The sequence below is a fragment of the Jeotgalibacillus sp. 10bf12 genome, from assembly GCF_055597105.1.
Genome location: NZ_CP200276.1, coordinates 2839422 through 2856358, shown reverse-complemented (window position 1 = coordinate 2856358; position 16937 = coordinate 2839422). Strand labels below are relative to the sequence as shown.

The following is a 16937-nucleotide window of genomic DNA, read 5'->3' as shown; positions in this document are numbered from 1 at the left end:
ATGCTGATTCCACAGAAAACATTAATGATCAGAGACTACCATGATGAGGATAAGCCACGCGAACGCTTTATTAATCAGGGACCTCAGAGCTTATCCAATCAGGAGCTGATCGCAATATTACTTCGCACGGGCTCTAAAGAAGAGTCCGTCATTAACCTCTCAAATAAATTGCTTCAGGAATTTAATGGATTGAGGTCTTTAAAAGAAGCTTCTTTCGATGAATTGACAGCTATTAAAGGAATTGGACATGCAAAAGCTGTTCAGGTACTGGCTGCTGTTGAAGTCGGCAGAAGGATTGCCAACATTACTTTTGAAGACAGGTTCACAATTCGTTCACCGGAAGATGGTGCAACTTTTCTCATGAATGAAATGCGCTTTTTGACTCAGGAGCATTTTGTTGCACTATACCTCAATACGAAAAATCAGATCATCCATCAGCAGACTATTTTTATTGGATCGCTAAATTCCTCAATCGTGCATCCCAGAGAGGTTTTTAAGGAAGCTTTCAAGCGATCTGCAGCATCCATCATCTGCGCGCACAACCACCCGAGTGGAGACCCTTCCCCTTCAAAAGAAGACATTGATGTAACCAGGAGATTAGTAGAATGTGGGAAAATGATAGGGATCGAAGTGCTGGATCATTTAATCATTGGTGAGAAGAAGTATGTAAGTTTGAAGGAAAAAGGGTATATGTAACGTTGTTAAATGGTATGTGTGTGAGCTATAATTAAGGCTATGGTTTTTGACCGGCCTATAAAGGGCTATTAGCGGAATGAGAAAGGGAGATACTCCATGTTTGGAACGAAAGATATAGGAATTGATTTAGGTACAGCGAACACACTTGTTTACATAAAAGGTAAGGGGATCGTTGTGAGAGAACCTTCAGTGGTAGCGCTAAGACAAGATACTAGAGATATTGTAGCAGTAGGAAATGAAGCTAGAAACATGATCGGCAGAACACCTGGTAACATCGTAGCGCTGCGTCCTATGAAAGATGGTGTCATTGCTGATTTTGAAACAACATCAACCATGATGAAATATTATATGAATCAGGCACTGAAAAGCGGTTCATTTACTAGAAAACCATACGTGATGGTATGTGTGCCATCAGGTATTACATCTGTTGAAAAAAGAGCAGTCATTGATGCAGCAAGACAGGCAGGTGCTAAAGACGCATTTCCAATCGAAGAGCCGTTTGCAGCTGCAATCGGTGCCGGACTTCCGGTTTGGGAACCAACTGGAAGCATGGTCGTAGATATAGGTGGAGGTACAACAGAAGTAGCTGTCATTTCACTTGGCGGAATCGTGACGAGTGAGTCTATTCGTGTAGCAGGCGATGAAATGGATGATGCGATCGTTTCATATATTAGAAAACAATATAACCTGATGATAGGTGAACGTACGGCTGAAGCGATTAAAATGGAGATCGGATCAGCAATTGCAGCTGAGAATGATGTAACAATGGAAATTCGAGGCCGTGATCTGCTTACAGGACTTCCGAAAACAATTGAAATTACTCAGCAGGAGATCCAGAAGGCTTTAGCTGACACAATTTCAACGATTATTGAATCAGTAAAGAGCACGCTTGAACATACACCGCCTGAGCTTTCAGCTGACATTATGGACCGGGGGATTGTCCTGACAGGTGGAGGTGCATTACTTCAGGGACTTGATCAGCTGATGACTCAGGAAACGTCAATGCCTGTTCATATTGCTGAAGAGCCGCTGGATTGTGTCGCAATCGGCACAGGAAAAGCACTGGATAACATCGACTACTTTAAGAAGCAGAAGTAACAAGGAAAACAGCTAATTGGGGTGTGCAGAAAATGCCTTCTTTTTTTAGAAATAAAAGGCTGATTGTGCTGCTCGTCAGTATTATACTGCTTGTTGCATTAATTGGTTTTTCACTGAGGGAAAGGGAAAACATCTCTCTTCCTGAGCAGTTTGTAAAAGATATTGTAGGATTTGGACAGAATATTGCCTCAAAGCCTGCCGGATTCCTTGGTGGCGGCATTGAAAGTGTGCAGGATCTGCTGAATACTTACAGTGAAAATAAAAAGTTAAAATCGAGACTGGAAGAGCTTGCTTTACTTCAGACACAGGTAACTGATCTTGAACGTGATAATGAAGAGTTGAGAGCACAGACAAATATTGAAGGCAATATTCGTGATTACAACACGACTAATGCGACAGTGATCGCGAGAAACCCTGATCAGTGGCAGGATACGATCATTATTGATAAAGGGCAGGTAAATGGTATTGAAGCGAACATGGCAGTTCAGACAGCAGGCGGTATGATCGGCAGAGTAAAAGATACCGGGCAGTTTACATCAACGGTGGAATTACTCAGCGCCAGAAATTCAAATAGCCGCGTTTCTGCTTTAATCCAGACGGAAGAGTCAAATGTTTATGGATTAGTAGAAGGATTTGATCCTGAAAGAGAAGAATTGATGGTAAGGAAAATACCTTTTGATGTTGAAGTAGAAGAAGGTTCGAGTGTCATCACTTCAGGTCTTGGCGGCGTATTCCCGCGTGGCCTTCTGATTGGGGAAGTAACAGAAGTATCACCTGATGAATACGGTCTGACTCAGACAGCTTATGTAAAGCCTGCTGCCAAGCTTTCTGATATAGAGCATGTACTGGTACTTGAACGTCTTGCTACTGGTGCCGATGAAATTGAAACAGAGGAGGAAGAGGAATGAACCGGTTCCTTCTTCCGCTTCTTGGCATTGTGATCTTCTACAGTGAAAGCATCTTCGCGACATTTTCACCTGTGGAAGTGGCAGGCGACGCAAGACTGTTAGTGCCCCGCTTTCTGGTCGTGTTTTTATTATTCTTAAGCTTTTATTACAGCAGAAATTCAGCTTACATTTATGCGTTTATATTAGGGTTTTTATACGACGTGTTTTTTACAGGTATTATGGGAATTTATATGTTCTTATTCCCGCTGTTAATCTATATTTCTGCGTTGATCCTGAGATTGATTTTTCAGAACGTCGCAATCAGCAGTCTGCTTACATTGCTGATGATCGCTTTACTCGAATGGCTTGTTTACCAGTTTAACCTGCTGATCGGTATAACAGATATGAATGTGCAGACGTTTTTGAATCAAAGGTTATACTCGACACTGCTTTTTAATGCAATCTTTATTTTGATTGCAGCTTATCCGTTCAAGGTCTGGATGTCAGCGATGAAATTCAGGCACCTGGAGGATTAATACGCTACGGTTTGGGGTGAATCATGTGGGTGCACAAAATGTAATGATTAAAGGCACGAAGGACGGTTTTATTTTAAAGCTGAATGACCAGTGCGGTTATGACGTTTTGAAAGAAGAACTGATCGAAAAGCTTTCTGTTCAGTATAAAGCGCCTGCTGATGGTCAGGCGGTTAAAGCCAGGATTGAAGTGGGATACCGCTATTTAACAGAAACGCAGCAGGAAGAAATCAGACAGATTGTACATCAGCAGAAAAGCCTGCTTGTAGAAGAAATTCACAGTGATGTGATAACGAAAACTGAATCAGAGCAGCGGGTCAGGGAAAAAGAAATGTCTTCTATGACCGGTATTGTCAGATCAGGTCAGGTGATTGAAGTAGAAGGTGACTTTCTGCTGGTAGGTGATGTAAATCCCGGCGGTATGATCATGGCCGGAGGAAACATCTATATATTAGGTACACTGAGAGGGATCGCGCATGCAGGCTGTTACGGGAAAAAGGAAGCGGTCATCGTAGCTTCCCGGATGATTCCCGCACAGCTGCGTATCGCATCAAAATTAAACCGTGCACCCGATCATGATGATGATTCACATGAGATGGAATGTGCATACATAGATGACAGCAACCAGATCGTTGTTGACCGTTTGCAGATTTTGAGAAGGATCCGTCCGAGTATTACAAAGTTTGAAGGAGGAAGATAGCAGTGGGCGAAGCAATCGTCATTACATCAGGTAAAGGCGGCGTCGGTAAAACGACTACGACTGCCAATCTGGGTACAGCAATCGCAATGCAGGGGAAAAAAGTATGCTTAATTGATACTGATATCGGACTGCGTAACCTGGATGTTATTCTTGGTTTGGATAACAGAATTATTTATGATCTCGTAGATGTAGTTGAAGGGCGCTGTAAACCGAATCAGGCGCTCGTAAAAGATAAGCGTTTTGATGGATTACTATACCTTCTGCCGGCAGCTCAGACGAGTGACAAATCAGCAGTGAACCCTGAACAGATGAAGGAGCTTGTTGATCAGCTGAAGCAGGATTATGACTACATATTAATTGACTGCCCGGCCGGAATCGAGCAGGGATATAAAAATGCGGTTGCAGGTGCTGATCGTGCAATTGTCGTTACAACGCCTGAGAGATCTGCTGTACGTGATGCAGACAGAATTGTCGGGCTGCTCGAACAGGAAACCAAAGAAGCGCCTGTACTCATTATTAACAGAATCAGAAATCATTTGATGGAATCCGGAGACATGCTGGATATTGACGAAGTGACAACTCACCTTTCAATTGATCTGCTTGGCATCGTGTTAGATGACGATCAGGTGATTACAGCATCAAACAAAGGTGAGCCGATTACCATGAATCCTGACAGTAAAGCTTCCATTGCATACCGTAATATTGCAAAAAGGATTCTTGGCGAGTCTATTCCACTGATGTCACTGACTGATGAAAAGCCTTCGTTTTTCCAGAAAGTTTTCAAGTTACTCGGCAAAAAGTAAAACAGCCGGCAGCGAATGTGCTGCCGGTTTTTTTCATACAATGGATTACAAGCCTTGAAAAGGGAGAGTGTAATCATGTCCCCTGAAAAAAAGTATGCAGATCCATTAGGTAAAAAACGTGAGATCAATCGCAGGTTTCCTGAGAAATTTCTGATCAAAACGATACTTGCCGGATTGATTGCAGTCGTTTTTACAGCAAGTGAAGATGATCTGTGGTCAATTGAACAACTGATTGAAGCGCAGGATGTGCTTTATTCATCATTTGAATTTGCAGCTCATTATGATACATGGGGTAGACACCTGGGGTTTATGAGTGAAGTTGAAACGGATGACCAGACAGTGATACCTGTATCAGCCTCTTTTTACCACGAGGCGTTAAGTGGGAAAAGTTCGGTCATCGAATCTGCTGCAGGTGAAGCGATTTTTGCACCAAGGAGTGGTCTGATCTTATTTGCAGGTGAAGCTGAAGGGGAGAGTGTAGTAGTTATGCAGCACCCTGACAGGAAAAAAACAGTGTACCTTTCAGTCGTACCTAAAGGCATAAAAACATTCGACTTAGTGAATGCGGGTGAACGGATCGGCTACACTGATGGCCGTACATATCAGTTTATGCTTAAACCGTCAGAAACACCATTTAACCTGCAGCATTTTATAAATGAGATCAATAAAAGTGAGTAAATTTCCCATTTCATTCCACCCGGTACTTTGGGTGATGGCCTTAGCCTCTTTTTTATCAGGACAGTTTTTATCTTTTTTTATGCTGTTTATCCTCATTTTGTTTCATGAAGCGGCTCACGCAATGACAGCTGCATGCTTTAAATGGAAGGTGGTTAAGCTGACGTTATTACCGTTTGGCGGTCAGCTGGAAGTGAAAAGTATACTAAATAAGCCGGTTTGTGAAGAGCTGGCAGTAGCATGCAGTGGACCTTTATTTCACATCCTCGTTCATTTGCTTATGATTTGCTTTCAACCTCCGTTTCCACTGGCTGATGAGCTTTATCACCTTAACCTTCAACTTCTTCTTTTTAATCTTCTTCCGGTTTGGCCGCTTGACGGGGGAAGGGTGGTTTATTCAGTCGCTAATCACTTATTCCCTTTTAAAAAAAGTGTTTATCTTACAATAACGGTTAGTTCAATCAGCCTTTTGGCTATACTTCTTATCCTGTTAAATGGACTTCAATTTCAGTGGGCGCTTTTATATATCTATTCAGCCGTGTGTACCTGGCAGCTTTATCTGAACAGGCACCTCTTACATAAACAATTTTTGCTTGAAAAATGGGGGGATCATGCTTCTGATCATAAAGTAAAGACTACAGTCATTAAACATAGCGTGAACATACACATCTTAGTGAATAAATTATATAAAGGAAGGAAACAGTATTTTATTCTCATGAGAAACGGGAAGATGATTGGGAATCTAAGTGATGATATGATAATAAAACGATACTTTTCCGCAGAAAAATGATCGCGGTAAGAATAGAAGGTGCAATCATTGAAGCAATTACTCATCAGCAGCAGAACGAGAGAAAAGAAATGGGCAGTATTAGAAAACGGAAAACCTGAAAGAATTGAACTTTATCCTCCATTCTCAGAAACAAAGGTTGGCAATATTTATAGTGGAACAATTGCTAGTATTAAGCCGTCACTGCAGGCAGCTTTTGTCATGTTTGATCATGGTCCGAAAGGCTATCTGCCGTTAAAAACGATTCCTGATCTATATGGACAGGTGCATCAGGGGATGAGACTGCTCGTGCAGGTGAAAAAAGATGAAGAAGCATCAAAGGGCCCTGTACTGACAGGAGACATTGAACTATCCGGGCAACATATGGTTTATTTCCCTTTTACAAAGATGGTCAGATTATCTAAAAAAATAAAAGCTCATCACCATAAACGTTTGAAAGATTGGGCTGAGAATGCCCTCCACTCTGACGGTGGTCTACTGATCAGAACAGAAGCAGGTGAAGCACATGAATCTGAATTAATGTCAGAGCTTACAGCATTAAAGCAGCATTATGACCAGATAGACCGTCTCTTTAAACAAAAAAAGGGGTTCTTCCTGGCAGACAAGCCTGAAAAATTCATTGAAGATGTGAAAGCTGCAATAACAAAAATAAAACCTGACGAAATCATAATGGATTCTTCAGCCGTGTCAAATATGCTGAAATCCTATATACCAGACAATCAGCCTAAAACAGATCTGACATACTATATGAAAGATGAAGATCTCTTCCGCAGTATGCTAAAAGAAGATCTGAACCACATCATGACGCGACAGACAGTCTGGCTTGATGGCGGCAGCTCTATTATCATTGATTCTCTCGAAGCCCTCACAGTCATTGATGTGAACTCCTCGCGTCAGACAGGTGCAAAGCAGCAGGGGGCAGCTGTTAAAGAGATCAATCAAAAAGCTGCACTTGAATCGCTCAGGCAAATGAAGCTGAGAGATTTGCATGGGATTATACTGATCGACTTTATCAATATGGATTCAAAAAAAGATCAGGAAGAAGTTGATCGGCTGATCAGGGACAAAGCGAAGTCAGATCACAAGCACGTTCATTCTGCAGGTTTTACAGAGCTTGGTCTTTATCAGCTTACGAGAAAGAAAACGAAAGGTTCTTATCAGTCTTTATATATGATTCAGTGTCCTGTTTGCTCAGGAAAAGGCAGCGTTCTTTCACCTGAAAGCTGTCTTCTGGAACTTGAAAAAGATCTGCTGACAAAAAGAAGAGAGCTCGACAATGCAGAAATTGAGCTGACAAAAGACATTCATCAGCTGATCAAAGATGACCCTTCATTTATTAAATGGATTGAAAGTGACCTGAACATTCCGGTCAAATTAACGGAGATCGAACATATTCATCCTATCTACAAAATTCTATAAATCTTATATTGTCATTGACACCCTGATTCTGATTGTGATAACATTCATATGTTACTGATTGTAGCACCCGTGCTACAACCGCTCATAACAGGTTATTAAGCACTGTAAAGTCACCTGGTATATGGCGAGTCTGAGTGAAATTGAGGAGGTGCATTGGAATGTACGCAATTATAGAAACAGGCGGAAAGCAGATGAAAGTAGTTGAAGGCCAGGAGGTCTACATCGAAAAGCTTAACGTCGAAGCAGGCGAAGAAATTACGTTTGACAAAGTTCTTTTCGTAGGCGGAGATAATGTAAAAGTAGGCAGCCCGTTAGTTGACGGCGCTACAGTTACAGGTAAAGTTGAAAAACAGGGTCGCGCTAAAAAGATCACTGTATTCAAATACAAGCCGAAGAAGAATCAACACCGTAAGCTTGGTCACCGTCAGCCTTACACTAAAGTTGTAATCGGCAAGATCAACGCTTAATAGGATTATTTCATGATACAGGTGATCATCGAAAAAGATCCGAACGGTCTGATTAGAGCTTTTCAGATGGAAGGGCATGCTGATTATGCTGAACACGGTAAAGACTTGGTCTGTGCAGGTGCATCTGCAGTTTCCTTTGGCGCAGTAAACGCCGTTCTTTCTCTTACAGAGACTGAACCGCTGATACACCAGGGAGACGATGGAGGTTATCTCAGAGTTGAGTTTCCGGATGAAGCAAACAGCAGTACCCAGCTGATTATGGAAAGTATGATTGTCTCTTTGCAGACAATTGAACAGGAATACGGGCAATACATTAAAATAACCTTCAAACAGTAGGAGGTGGAAAACCATGCTAAGATTAGATCTTCAATTTTTCGCTTCGAAAAAGGGAGTAGGTTCAACTAAGAACGGTCGTGATTCAATCTCTAAGCGCCTAGGCGCTAAGCGTGCGGATGGCCAGTTCGTTACAGGCGGATCAATCCTTTACCGTCAGCGTGGAACTAAGATTTATCCTGGAGAAAACGTAGGCCGCGGAGGAGATGACACTCTATTCGCAAAAGCTGACGGCGTTGTACGCTTTGAGCGTATGGGCCGTGACAAGAAAAAGGTCAGCGTATATCCAGCTGCACAAGAAGCTTAATTTCTTAAGAAACTCTGGTTATAAACAGCCAGAGTTTCTTTTTATGTTCAGCATTTGCACGCTCTTTGCTATACTAGTGTAAGTGACACTAGGTAGGAGGGGGCTAATGATAGAATCAAAGCTAAAGCTCGAGCTGCTGCAGCATTGCCGGCATGACTGGATGAATAAACTGCAGATGATTAAAGGTAATCTCGAGTTATCAAATATAGAACGGGCTACACAAATTATAGATGAATTAGTCATTGAATCCAGACAGGAAGCTTTATTAACCGGTCTTGGCACACCCCGCTTTTCAGAATGGCTGCTGACTTACAACTGGTATCGTCCGGGGCCGCTGAAGCTGGGGTATGAATTCACAGAACGGATGAAGATTCCCGAATCATATGACAGTTTACTCCTTCAATGGGCTAAAAAAACTGCAGCAGCGGTGGATAAAGCATTAAATACACCATCAGATCAGGAGCTTTACTTTTTATTTGAACAGCAGGAAAACAGCTTTTCTATTGTTGTGGAATACGAAGGGGAGCCTCTCCAATCTACTCCGGAAGATATTATACAGGAACCAGAAGAAGCCAAGGTGGAATGGATTCAGGATTCAAGCACATCCTTTTCATTAAAGCTGACATTTGATTATCCTGTGTCAAGAGTAAAAGTTTAACAATAGGAGGATCCACAATTATGTTTGTCGATCAGGTAAAAATATATGTAAAAGGCGGAGACGGCGGAGATGGAATGGTCGCTTTCCGAAGAGAAAAATACGTACCAAAAGGTGGACCTGCCGGCGGAGACGGCGGACAGGGAGCCAATGTCATCTTTTTAGTTGAAGAGGGCTTAAGAACGCTGATGGATTTCCGTTATCAGCGTCACTTTAAAGCACCTAAAGGCGAAAACGGAATGTCTAAAAACCAGCACGGCAGAGGCGCATCAGATATGATCGTAAAAGTGCCGCCTGGTACAGTAGTCAAAGATGAGGCAACTGGTGAAGTTATTGCTGACCTGACTGAGCATGGACAGCAGGCTGTGATTGCAAAAGGCGGACGCGGCGGCAGAGGAAACTCACGCTTTGCTACCCCTTCCAATCCTGCACCTGAACTGTCTGAAAAAGGCGAGCCGGGTCAGGAAAAGAATATCATTATGGAACTTAAGCTGCTTGCAGATGTCGGTCTTGTTGGATTCCCGAGTGTAGGAAAATCAACATTGTTATCTGTCGTATCAGCTGCCAAGCCAAAGATCGCTGAATATCACTTCACGACAATTGCGCCGAATCTCGGTATGGTCGAAACCGAAGATAACAGAACGTTTGTAATGGCTGATCTGCCTGGTCTGATTGAAGGCGCCCATGAAGGTGTCGGACTTGGTCATCAGTTCCTGCGTCATATCGAGAGAACACGTGTCATTGTGCACGTAGTTGATATGTCTGCTCTTGAAGGGCGTGATCCTTATGAGGACTACGTGACAATCAATAACGAATTGAAGGAATATAACCTGCGTTTAACAGAGCGTCCACAGGTTGTTGTGGCTAACAAAATGGATATGCCTGATTCTGAGGAAAACCTGAAGAAGTTCATGGAACAGGTTGGAGACGATGTGAAAGTATTCCCTGCATCTGCCATTTCTAGACAGGGTCTGAAGGAATTGCTTTACACAGTGGCCGATCTTGTTGAGTCAACACCTGAATTCCCGTTACAGGAAGCAGAGAAAGACGAAACAATTAACCGTGTCCTATACAAACATGAAGATGCAGGGTCTAAGTTTGAGATCACACGTGAATCAGACGGAAGCTTTGTAATCTCAGGAGATTCACTAGAGAGACTATTCAAGATGACAGATTTCAGCCGTGAAGAATCAATCAGACGATTCGCCAGACAAATGCGTGCAATGGGCATTGATGATGCACTGCGTGAAAAAGGTGCGAAGAATGGCGACACTGTTAAAATCATTGAATTTGAATTTGATTTCGTTGAGTAGATAGAAGCAGGGGGTAATAAGGTGCCAAAAAAGGAACTGAATGAAAAATTTTATCTTGTCAGAGAAGATGTGCTTCCGGAAGCGATGCAAAAAACGCTCGAAGCAAAGCAGCTGCTTGAAAGAGGGCATGCAGGATCTGTATGGGAAGCAGTGCGCTCAGTTGATTTAAGCCGAAGTGCATTTTATAAATACAGAGATACTGTTTTCCCTTTTCACACAGTTGTGAAAGAAAAAATCATCACGCTCTTTTTTCATCTTGAAGACCGCTCAGGCACCTTATCTCAGCTGCTTGAGCTGGTCGCAACCTGCGGCGGAAATATTCTGACGATACACCAGACCATCCCTCTACAGGGAAGGGCAAACGTCACGCTGTCATTAAATGTAACTGATATGAACGTTTCGCTAGATGAAATGCTGAACAGACTTAAAAAACTTGAATTTGTTGAAAAAGTGGAAGTACTGGGCTCCGGGGCCTGATTTTATAAAGAAGGTGAGTACATGAAAATTGGTTATTTAGGACCTGAAGCTTCTTTTACCCATCATGCGGTAAAAAGTGTATTTACGAATGAAGAAGACATTGCTTTTCCTACCATTCCCGACTGTCTTGAGGCACTTGTTGAAGGGAAAGTGGACCGTGCAGTGGTGCCGCTTGAAAATGCATTGGAAGGCTCTGTGCCTATTACAATTGATTATCTGTTCCATGATGTTGATCTACATATAACGGCTGAATTAATTTCACCAATTGAACAGCATTTAATGGTGCATCCGGCCAACGAGAACATATGGCAGGATGTTACGAAGATTATGTCTCATTCCCATGCACTTGCACAATGCCACAAGTATCTTTACTACCGCTTCAGGGGAATAGATCTTGAGCCATCAACATCTACATCAGCGGCTGCGAAATATGTAAGTGAACATCAAGAGGAAAATGTAGCCGCAATCGGTAATTCGCTGGCTGCTGATACATATGGGCTGAAGATCGTGGAAAAGAATATTCATGATTTTCATTTCAACCACACACGTTTTGTTGTGCTGACAAGTGAAAAAGAGACGGAACTTCTTCCGTTTGAACGGGATGCTGAAAAATCCACACTCATGGTGACACTTCCATCTGATGACAGACCGGGTGCGCTCCACCAGGTTCTATCTGCTTTTTCGTGGCGTCAGCTCTCCTTGAGTAAAATTGAATCAAGACCGCTTAAAACCGGGCTTGGCAATTACTTCTTTATCATTGATGTTGAAAAACCTGTCGATGGTGTACTGATGCAGGGGGCAATTGAAGAACTTGAAGCGCTCGGCTGTAAAGTGAAGATCCTCGGTAGTTATAAAAAACATCTGCTCGAGCCGCAAAAATAAAAAAAGTTCTCTCATCAGATTGAGAGAACTTTTTTTATTCCTTATATAGGATGCCTGCCTGATCGAGCTCGTGCTCAATCCGGTCCAGTACAGCTGTGTGCTCTGCTTCTATTTCATGCATATGTATACCGTTTGTTAATACTGATAACAGTGCTGACTCAGAAGATGCAAGCTGATCAGTGAATCGCTTAACTTCTGTCTGATTATGAAGCATCAGTGAAGCAGTCATTTCCCCGTATACAGGATGCTCAATCACGACATTTTTAACAACGCCTCCGTTACGTACGATCATCATTAATTCCTCTTCAGTCTGTGAAGGCGTATGTTTGCATACAATGAGTCTGGATACCCGGCTGGTCGGATGTGCAGGCATATATAAATAACCCTGGCTTGTTGCAAGGATTGGCTCGTTTCTTGCCTTTAATAAGTTAATATCACTGACAATGACCTGCCTGCTCACATTCATCTCGCTGGCTAGAGAGCGGCCGGTAATTGGTCCGACGGATTGGTTGAGCGTCTGTAATATTTTTTCCCGTCTCGCTTCTCCTGATTTCTGGCGATCGCTTGGCATTTGAGACCCTTCTTTCTTTGAACGTTCTGAAAGTATTGTATCATAAATCCATTTTATTCATAGGATATATGGAATGAATGATGGAGGTGGCAAGATGAAAATTCATGTTGTTCAAAAAGGGGATACGCTCTGGACGATTGCAAAGAATTACCAGGTATCTTTTGAAGAATTAAAAGCAGCAAATGCCTACTTGGCAGACCCGGATATGATCATGCCGGGAATGAAAATCAAAATACCTGCCGCAAAAGCAGCAGCAGATAAAGCCGCAGGAAAAAAAGCTGACTATATGCACCCCTATGCGAATAATAAACCTGTTTACCAGACCTTGCCTGAAGAAATACCTGATATACCCGTCATGCCTTATGCTGGTTTTATGATGCAGGCAGTGCCAAAAATGCCGGAAATGCCTAACATGAAAGAAATACCGAAGGTGCCAAAAATGGAGCAAATGCCCAAGGCTGAAGAAATAAAAGAATGGACCAAAATGCCTGAAAAGCCACCATGTACATGTAAAGAAAAATCCGCAGTAAAGCCAATTCACATGATGCCCCACCAGATGCCGCAAATGATGCCCCAGCAAATGCCACACATGATGCCTCAACAAATGCCGCATATGATGCCGCCATGCGGCATGCCTATGCCTGAGCATCATATGATGATGGAACCAAATTGTCATCCGATGCCATATCATTGCTGCTGTCCGTGTCACCATCCATATAGAGGACCATTTTAATAAAAGCTATGTTATAGATAATTGTTGTTTCTGCACAGCTGGTGATTGGAGTGTAAGGGGGCGACTCCTGCGGAAAAACGATCGGGAAAGACCCCGGAGGGCAGTGCTCTTCTGCCTGAGGAGGCTTGAGCGTTCGTCCGCGGAAAGCGTCCCCCTGAAGCGGAAATCATCAGCCAACTTTAACAAAGGTTTAATGAATAAAATGTGATCATTTACAAATCCTAACCTAACAAGCTTTTTAGGAGAGGATTCTATGAGAACACTATTTACATTATTGCTTTGTATCACAGCCTCTGTATTCATGGACCATCCAATGCATGCTGCGACGCTGAACTTATCAATCGAAACCATTTATCTGGATGGGGAAAAAAGCATTGAACAAAGAACTGAGGCTTATGAGGCAATGGAGGATTTCTTTGCAGATTATAAAGACTGGCAGATTATTGATATGAATCAGGAAATGATTACCCTAAGAACAACAGAAGAGACAGTATCCCCGCTTGTGAAGTGGAGCGGGTATTTTATTAACGATTAGATAGTAAGAATTGATAAAGGTTTGAGACGCATTTGTCTCAGCCTTTTTCTTTTGCTGTAATAAAGGAGTGAACGTGATAAAATAGAACAGATGTTTCGTTTTTGCTGTTATAAACCACAGATCAGTAAACTTAAAAAGTCTGACACATAGAAGAGGCTGAGTTGTGTTACAATGAAGTTTGCATTGAAAGGAAGAGTCTATTATGTATGAATATATAAAAGGTGAAATTACATATATCTCAACAGAGTATATTGTTTCTGATCATCACGGGTTAGGCTACAAAATCTATATGCCTAATCCTTTTGTGATGTCTTCTAAACAGGGAGAAACCGTGCAGGTATTTACCTATCAGCACGTCAGAGAAGATCAGCTGACACTGTTCGGATTCCCGACGATGGAAGAGAAGCTGTTATTTACAAAGCTCTTAAATGTTTCAGGTATCGGGCCAAAAGGGGCGCTTGCCATTCTTGCTTCCGGAGCACCGGAACAAGTGATTCAGGCAATTGAAGAAGAAAATGAGACACTGCTCGTCAAATTCCCGGGAGTCGGTAAAAAGACTGCCAGACAGATCATCCTCGATCTGAAAGGCAAACTTCAAGACGTAGTTCCGGATTACTTCCCTAACCTGTTTAATGAATCAGCAGAAGTAAAAGGACAGGATGATTCAGCACTCGATGAAGCAGTATTGGCGCTTCAGGCACTTGGTTACTCAGAGCGTGAAGTTAATAAAATCAAGCCTTTGCTGCAAAAGGAATCACTGACAACCGACCAATATATTAAAAAAGGTCTTCAGCTGATGCTGAAGCTTAAATAAAGGAGGGGATTAGATGGAAGAACGGATTGTATCAGGGGAGGCAAATATTGAAGAAGAAACGATTGAGCAATCAATCAGGCCTCAGCTGCTTGAGACGTATATTGGTCAGGATCAGGTAAAGAAAAATCTGGCTATTTATATAGAAGCAGCGAAAAACAGGCAGGAAACCCTTGACCATGTTCTTCTATATGGTCCCCCTGGATTAGGGAAAACAACACTTGCTGCTGTGATTGCAAATGAAATGGGCGTTAACCTCCGGACGACTGCAGGCCCTGCTGTTGAACGGGCGGGAGATCTTGCTGCTATATTGACAGCATTAGAGCCTGGTGATGTATTATTTATTGATGAAATTCACAGGCTGCCAAGAGCGATAGAAGAAGTACTGTATCCTGCGATGGAAGATTTCTGTCTGGATATTGTGATTGGTACCGGCCCAAGCGCAAGGTCTGTCAGGCTGGACCTTCCGCCATTTACACTAGTCGGTGCAACAACACGTGCAGGTGCAATCTCAGCACCATTGCGTGACAGATTCGGCGTACTGAGCAGACTTGAGTATTATAACGTTGACCAGTTAAAAGAGATTGTAAACCGTTCTGCTGATATTTTTAACACTGAAATTGATGATTCCGGAGCAGATGAAATTGCCAGACGGTCAAGAGGAACACCGCGTATTGCCAATCGATTGCTGAGAAGAGTCAGGGATTATGCGCAGGTAAAAGGTGAAGGGGATATAACACTTCCGATTGCAAAAGCTTCCCTTGAATTATTGCAGGTCGACCAGCTTGGGCTTGATCATATCGATCACAAATTATTAAGAGGCATTGTTGAACGCTTCAGAGGTGGTCCTGTTGGTCTGGATACGATTGCAGCGAGTATTGGAGAGGAGTCTTCAACGATTGAAGATGTCTACGAACCTTACCTACTGCAGATCGGTTTCCTTCAGCGCACACCCAGGGGAAGGATTGCAACACCGCTTGTTTACGAACATTTTAATCTGGAGGTGCCTGAATGACGCTGCCTAAAATGCTGATGATTGCAGGTGCTGCACTTTTAATAGCCGGATTTTTACTGCAGTTTATAAAAGCTGGCAGATTGCCGGGTGATATTGTGATTAAAAAAGAAAATATGACATTCTATTTTCCGATTGTCACTTCAATTTTAATCAGTTTAATTTTGACTGGAATCTTCTTTTTAATCGGAAGGTTCAGGTAAGGAGCTGCGAAAGATGAATATCAATGATTTTGATTTTGAACTTCCTGAAGAGTTAATCGCACAGGTACCGCTTGAAGACCGTACATCAAGCAGACTGATGGTGCTGGATAAAGCTACAGGAAAAGTTGAACACCAGTCATTTAGACAAATACTGGACTATTTACACGCGGGCGACTGCCTTGTATTAAACGATACAAAAGTACTGCCGGCAAGGCTGATTGGTGAAAAAAAAGAGACCGGTGCAGCGATTGAAGTATTGCTGCTGAAGCAGGTTGAAGGTGACACGTGGGAAACACTGGTGAAGCCTGCTAAGAGAGTTAAGCCAGGTACAATCATTACATTTGGTGATGGCCTTTTAACAGCTGAATGTATCGAAACAGGTGAGCAGGGTGCAAGGATACTTGAATTCAGCTACGACGGTATTTTTTATGAACTGCTCGATCAGCTTGGAGATATGCCGCTACCCCCTTATATAAAAGAAAAGCTTGATGATAAGGACCGTTATCAGACCGTTTTCGCTAAAGAGCGTGGTTCCGCTGCTGCCCCAACTGCAGGTCTGCATTTCACTGAAGAGATTCTTGAAGAAATCAGATCAAAGGGTATCAAGGTCGCTTTTATTACGCTTCACGTCGGTTTAGGCACCTTCAGACCCGTGTCGGTTGATTCAATTGAAGAGCATGATATGCACAGTGAGTATTATCTGCTGTCAGAAGAAAATGCGCAGGTTTTAAATGAGGCCCGTGCAAACGGTGGCCGCTTAATTACTGTTGGAACTACATCTACAAGAACTTTAGAAACCATCGCTGATGATGAAGGTCATTTTAAAGCGCAATCCGGCTGGACGGATATTTTCATTTTTCCAGGCTATGAGTTTAAAGCATCAGATGTGCTTCTCACAAATTTTCATCTGCCAAAGTCCACGCTGATCATGCTTGTAAGTGCAATGGCTGGAAGAGAGCATACGCTCGCTGCATATAAAGCAGCTGTACAGGAAAGATATAGATTTTTCAGTTTTGGCGACGCCATGCTGATTAAATAGA

General features: G+C 42.6%; 23 protein-coding genes and 1 other annotated feature. Of the genes, 22 read left to right on the top strand and 1 reads right to left on the bottom strand.

Features of this window, described 5'->3' with window-relative positions; genetic code table 11:
* The 16 genes from radC to pheA all read left to right on the top strand — a co-directional run bounded on the left by radC (nt 1) and on the right by pheA (nt 12032).
* Entirely contained in the window at nt 1-696 is a 696-nt protein-coding gene (gene radC / locus DH10bf12_RS14925; RefSeq protein ID WP_404404119.1) for a RadC family protein, read from the top strand.
* A 96-nt stretch (nt 697-792) separates the two neighbouring features.
* The gene (locus DH10bf12_RS14920; protein ID WP_471736038.1) at nt 793-1794 is read left to right on the top strand and encodes a rod shape-determining protein; all 1002 of its coding nucleotides are present in this window, start codon (nt 793-795) and stop codon (nt 1792-1794) included.
* Between the two features lie 32 nt (nt 1795-1826).
* Entirely contained in the window at nt 1827-2702 is an 876-nt protein-coding gene (gene mreC / locus DH10bf12_RS14915; protein WP_471736037.1) for a rod shape-determining protein MreC, read from the top strand.
* Complete coding sequence (gene mreD, locus DH10bf12_RS14910; RefSeq protein WP_471736036.1) at nt 2699-3217, top strand: rod shape-determining protein MreD; 519 nt, start codon at nt 2699-2701, stop codon at nt 3215-3217. The genes mreC and mreD overlap by 4 nt, the downstream gene beginning before the upstream one ends.
* A 43-nt stretch (nt 3218-3260) precedes the next feature.
* Nucleotides 3261-3914: a septum site-determining protein MinC gene (gene minC / locus DH10bf12_RS14905; RefSeq protein WP_471738249.1), complete on the top strand. Its 654-nt coding sequence runs from the start codon at nt 3261-3263 to the stop codon at nt 3912-3914.
* 2 nt (nt 3915-3916) lie between these two features.
* Nucleotides 3917-4717, top strand: a complete 801-nt coding sequence (gene minD / locus DH10bf12_RS14900; RefSeq protein ID WP_404404111.1) for a septum site-determining protein MinD — start codon at nt 3917-3919, stop codon at nt 4715-4717.
* 75 nt (nt 4718-4792) lie between these two features.
* Complete coding sequence (locus DH10bf12_RS14895; RefSeq protein ID WP_471736035.1) at nt 4793-5395, top strand: peptidoglycan DD-metalloendopeptidase family protein; 603 nt, start codon at nt 4793-4795, stop codon at nt 5393-5395.
* A complete protein-coding gene (locus DH10bf12_RS14890) occupies nt 5373-6182 on the top strand; it encodes a site-2 protease family protein (RefSeq protein WP_471736034.1) in 810 nt (269 codons plus the stop codon). The genes DH10bf12_RS14895 and DH10bf12_RS14890 overlap by 23 nt, the downstream gene beginning before the upstream one ends.
* A 27-nt stretch (nt 6183-6209) precedes the next feature.
* Entirely contained in the window at nt 6210-7598 is a 1389-nt protein-coding gene (locus tag DH10bf12_RS14885; protein ID WP_471736033.1) for a ribonuclease E/G, read from the top strand.
* A 66-nt stretch (nt 7599-7664) separates the two neighbouring features.
* Nucleotides 7665-7740: a sequence feature (ribosomal protein L21 leader region), on the top strand.
* 16 nt (nt 7741-7756) lie between these two features.
* On the top strand, nt 7757-8065 hold the full coding sequence (rplU, locus tag DH10bf12_RS14880; protein WP_471736032.1) for a 50S ribosomal protein L21: 309 nt from the start codon (nt 7757-7759) through the stop codon (nt 8063-8065).
* Nucleotides 8066-8077: 12 nt separating this feature from the next.
* Nucleotides 8078-8401: a ribosomal-processing cysteine protease Prp gene (locus DH10bf12_RS14875; protein ID WP_039810089.1), complete on the top strand. Its 324-nt coding sequence runs from the start codon at nt 8078-8080 to the stop codon at nt 8399-8401.
* Between the two features lie 13 nt (nt 8402-8414).
* A complete protein-coding gene (gene rpmA / locus DH10bf12_RS14870; protein WP_039810086.1) occupies nt 8415-8705 on the top strand; it encodes a 50S ribosomal protein L27 in 291 nt (96 codons plus the stop codon).
* A 106-nt stretch (nt 8706-8811) separates the two neighbouring features.
* Nucleotides 8812-9363 (top strand): Spo0B domain-containing protein, encoded by a 552-nt coding sequence (locus DH10bf12_RS14865; RefSeq protein ID WP_471736031.1) that lies wholly within the window; start codon nt 8812-8814, stop codon nt 9361-9363.
* 20 nt (nt 9364-9383) lie between these two features.
* Complete coding sequence (obgE, locus tag DH10bf12_RS14860; protein WP_471736030.1) at nt 9384-10673, top strand: GTPase ObgE; 1290 nt, start codon at nt 9384-9386, stop codon at nt 10671-10673.
* 21 nt (nt 10674-10694) lie between these two features.
* On the top strand, nt 10695-11150 hold the full coding sequence (locus DH10bf12_RS14855) for an ACT domain-containing protein (protein WP_471736029.1): 456 nt from the start codon (nt 10695-10697) through the stop codon (nt 11148-11150).
* Nucleotides 11151-11171: 21 nt separating this feature from the next.
* The gene (gene pheA / locus DH10bf12_RS14850; RefSeq protein ID WP_471736028.1) at nt 11172-12032 is read left to right on the top strand and encodes a prephenate dehydratase; all 861 of its coding nucleotides are present in this window, start codon (nt 11172-11174) and stop codon (nt 12030-12032) included.
* Nucleotides 12033-12066: 34 nt separating this feature from the next.
* On the opposite strand, the gene DH10bf12_RS14845 is transcribed toward pheA, so the two are convergent.
* Nucleotides 12067-12603, bottom strand: coding sequence for a 3H domain-containing protein (locus DH10bf12_RS14845; RefSeq protein ID WP_471736027.1), 537 nt, complete (start codon nt 12601-12603; stop codon nt 12067-12069).
* Nucleotides 12604-12697: 94 nt separating this feature from the next.
* Between DH10bf12_RS14845 and safA the strand changes: the two genes are divergently transcribed.
* The 6 genes from safA to queA all read left to right on the top strand — a co-directional run bounded on the left by safA (nt 12698) and on the right by queA (nt 16936).
* Nucleotides 12698-13336 carry a SafA/ExsA family spore coat assembly protein gene (safA, locus tag DH10bf12_RS14840; protein WP_471736026.1) on the top strand — a complete coding sequence of 213 codons (639 nt, stop codon included), beginning with the start codon at nt 12698-12700 and terminating at the stop codon, nt 13334-13336.
* Nucleotides 13337-13589: 253 nt separating this feature from the next.
* Nucleotides 13590-13871: a BofC N-terminal domain-containing protein gene (locus DH10bf12_RS14835; protein ID WP_471736025.1), complete on the top strand. Its 282-nt coding sequence runs from the start codon at nt 13590-13592 to the stop codon at nt 13869-13871.
* A 202-nt stretch (nt 13872-14073) separates the two neighbouring features.
* Nucleotides 14074-14685, top strand: a complete 612-nt coding sequence (gene ruvA / locus DH10bf12_RS14830; protein WP_471736024.1) for a Holliday junction branch migration protein RuvA — start codon at nt 14074-14076, stop codon at nt 14683-14685.
* Between the two features lie 13 nt (nt 14686-14698).
* On the top strand, nt 14699-15697 hold the full coding sequence (ruvB, locus tag DH10bf12_RS14825) for a Holliday junction branch migration DNA helicase RuvB (RefSeq protein ID WP_471736023.1): 999 nt from the start codon (nt 14699-14701) through the stop codon (nt 15695-15697).
* On the top strand, nt 15694-15897 hold the full coding sequence (locus DH10bf12_RS14820; protein WP_471736022.1) for a DUF2905 domain-containing protein: 204 nt from the start codon (nt 15694-15696) through the stop codon (nt 15895-15897). The genes ruvB and DH10bf12_RS14820 overlap by 4 nt, the downstream gene beginning before the upstream one ends.
* Before the next feature lie 13 nt (nt 15898-15910).
* The gene (gene queA / locus DH10bf12_RS14815; protein WP_471736021.1) at nt 15911-16936 is read left to right on the top strand and encodes a tRNA preQ1(34) S-adenosylmethionine ribosyltransferase-isomerase QueA; all 1026 of its coding nucleotides are present in this window, start codon (nt 15911-15913) and stop codon (nt 16934-16936) included.
* Nucleotide 16937 lies beyond the last annotated feature (1 nt).

What these genes read in the sequence shown, in the direction of transcription:
- radC (WP_404404119.1), top strand. Translation starts at nt 1, where the DNA reads ATGCTGATTCCACAGAAAACATTAATGATCAGAGACTACCATGATGAG.
- DH10bf12_RS14920 (WP_471736038.1), top strand. Translation starts at nt 793, where the DNA reads ATGTTTGGAACGAAAGATATAGGAATTGATTTAGGTACAGCGAACACA.
- mreC (WP_471736037.1), top strand. Translation starts at nt 1,827, where the DNA reads ATGCCTTCTTTTTTTAGAAATAAAAGGCTGATTGTGCTGCTCGTCAGT.
- mreD (WP_471736036.1), top strand. Translation starts at nt 2,699, where the DNA reads ATGAACCGGTTCCTTCTTCCGCTTCTTGGCATTGTGATCTTCTACAGT.
- minC (WP_471738249.1), top strand. Translation starts at nt 3,261, where the DNA reads ATGATTAAAGGCACGAAGGACGGTTTTATTTTAAAGCTGAATGACCAG.
- DH10bf12_RS14895 (WP_471736035.1), top strand. Translation starts at nt 4,793, where the DNA reads ATGTCCCCTGAAAAAAAGTATGCAGATCCATTAGGTAAAAAACGTGAG.
- DH10bf12_RS14890 (WP_471736034.1), top strand. Translation starts at nt 5,373, where the DNA reads ATGAGATCAATAAAAGTGAGTAAATTTCCCATTTCATTCCACCCGGTA.
- rplU (WP_471736032.1), top strand. Translation starts at nt 7,757, where the DNA reads ATGTACGCAATTATAGAAACAGGCGGAAAGCAGATGAAAGTAGTTGAA.
- DH10bf12_RS14875 (WP_039810089.1), top strand. Translation starts at nt 8,078, where the DNA reads ATGATACAGGTGATCATCGAAAAAGATCCGAACGGTCTGATTAGAGCT.
- rpmA (WP_039810086.1), top strand. Translation starts at nt 8,415, where the DNA reads ATGCTAAGATTAGATCTTCAATTTTTCGCTTCGAAAAAGGGAGTAGGT.
- DH10bf12_RS14865 (WP_471736031.1), top strand. Translation starts at nt 8,812, where the DNA reads ATGATAGAATCAAAGCTAAAGCTCGAGCTGCTGCAGCATTGCCGGCAT.
- obgE (WP_471736030.1), top strand. Translation starts at nt 9,384, where the DNA reads ATGTTTGTCGATCAGGTAAAAATATATGTAAAAGGCGGAGACGGCGGA.
- pheA (WP_471736028.1), top strand. Translation starts at nt 11,172, where the DNA reads ATGAAAATTGGTTATTTAGGACCTGAAGCTTCTTTTACCCATCATGCG.
- DH10bf12_RS14845 (WP_471736027.1), bottom strand. Translation starts at nt 12,603, where the DNA reads ATGCCAAGCGATCGCCAGAAATCAGGAGAAGCGAGACGGGAAAAAATA.
- safA (WP_471736026.1), top strand. Translation starts at nt 12,698, where the DNA reads ATGAAAATTCATGTTGTTCAAAAAGGGGATACGCTCTGGACGATTGCA.
- DH10bf12_RS14835 (WP_471736025.1), top strand. Translation starts at nt 13,590, where the DNA reads ATGAGAACACTATTTACATTATTGCTTTGTATCACAGCCTCTGTATTC.
- ruvA (WP_471736024.1), top strand. Translation starts at nt 14,074, where the DNA reads ATGTATGAATATATAAAAGGTGAAATTACATATATCTCAACAGAGTAT.
- ruvB (WP_471736023.1), top strand. Translation starts at nt 14,699, where the DNA reads ATGGAAGAACGGATTGTATCAGGGGAGGCAAATATTGAAGAAGAAACG.
- DH10bf12_RS14820 (WP_471736022.1), top strand. Translation starts at nt 15,694, where the DNA reads ATGACGCTGCCTAAAATGCTGATGATTGCAGGTGCTGCACTTTTAATA.
- queA (WP_471736021.1), top strand. Translation starts at nt 15,911, where the DNA reads ATGAATATCAATGATTTTGATTTTGAACTTCCTGAAGAGTTAATCGCA.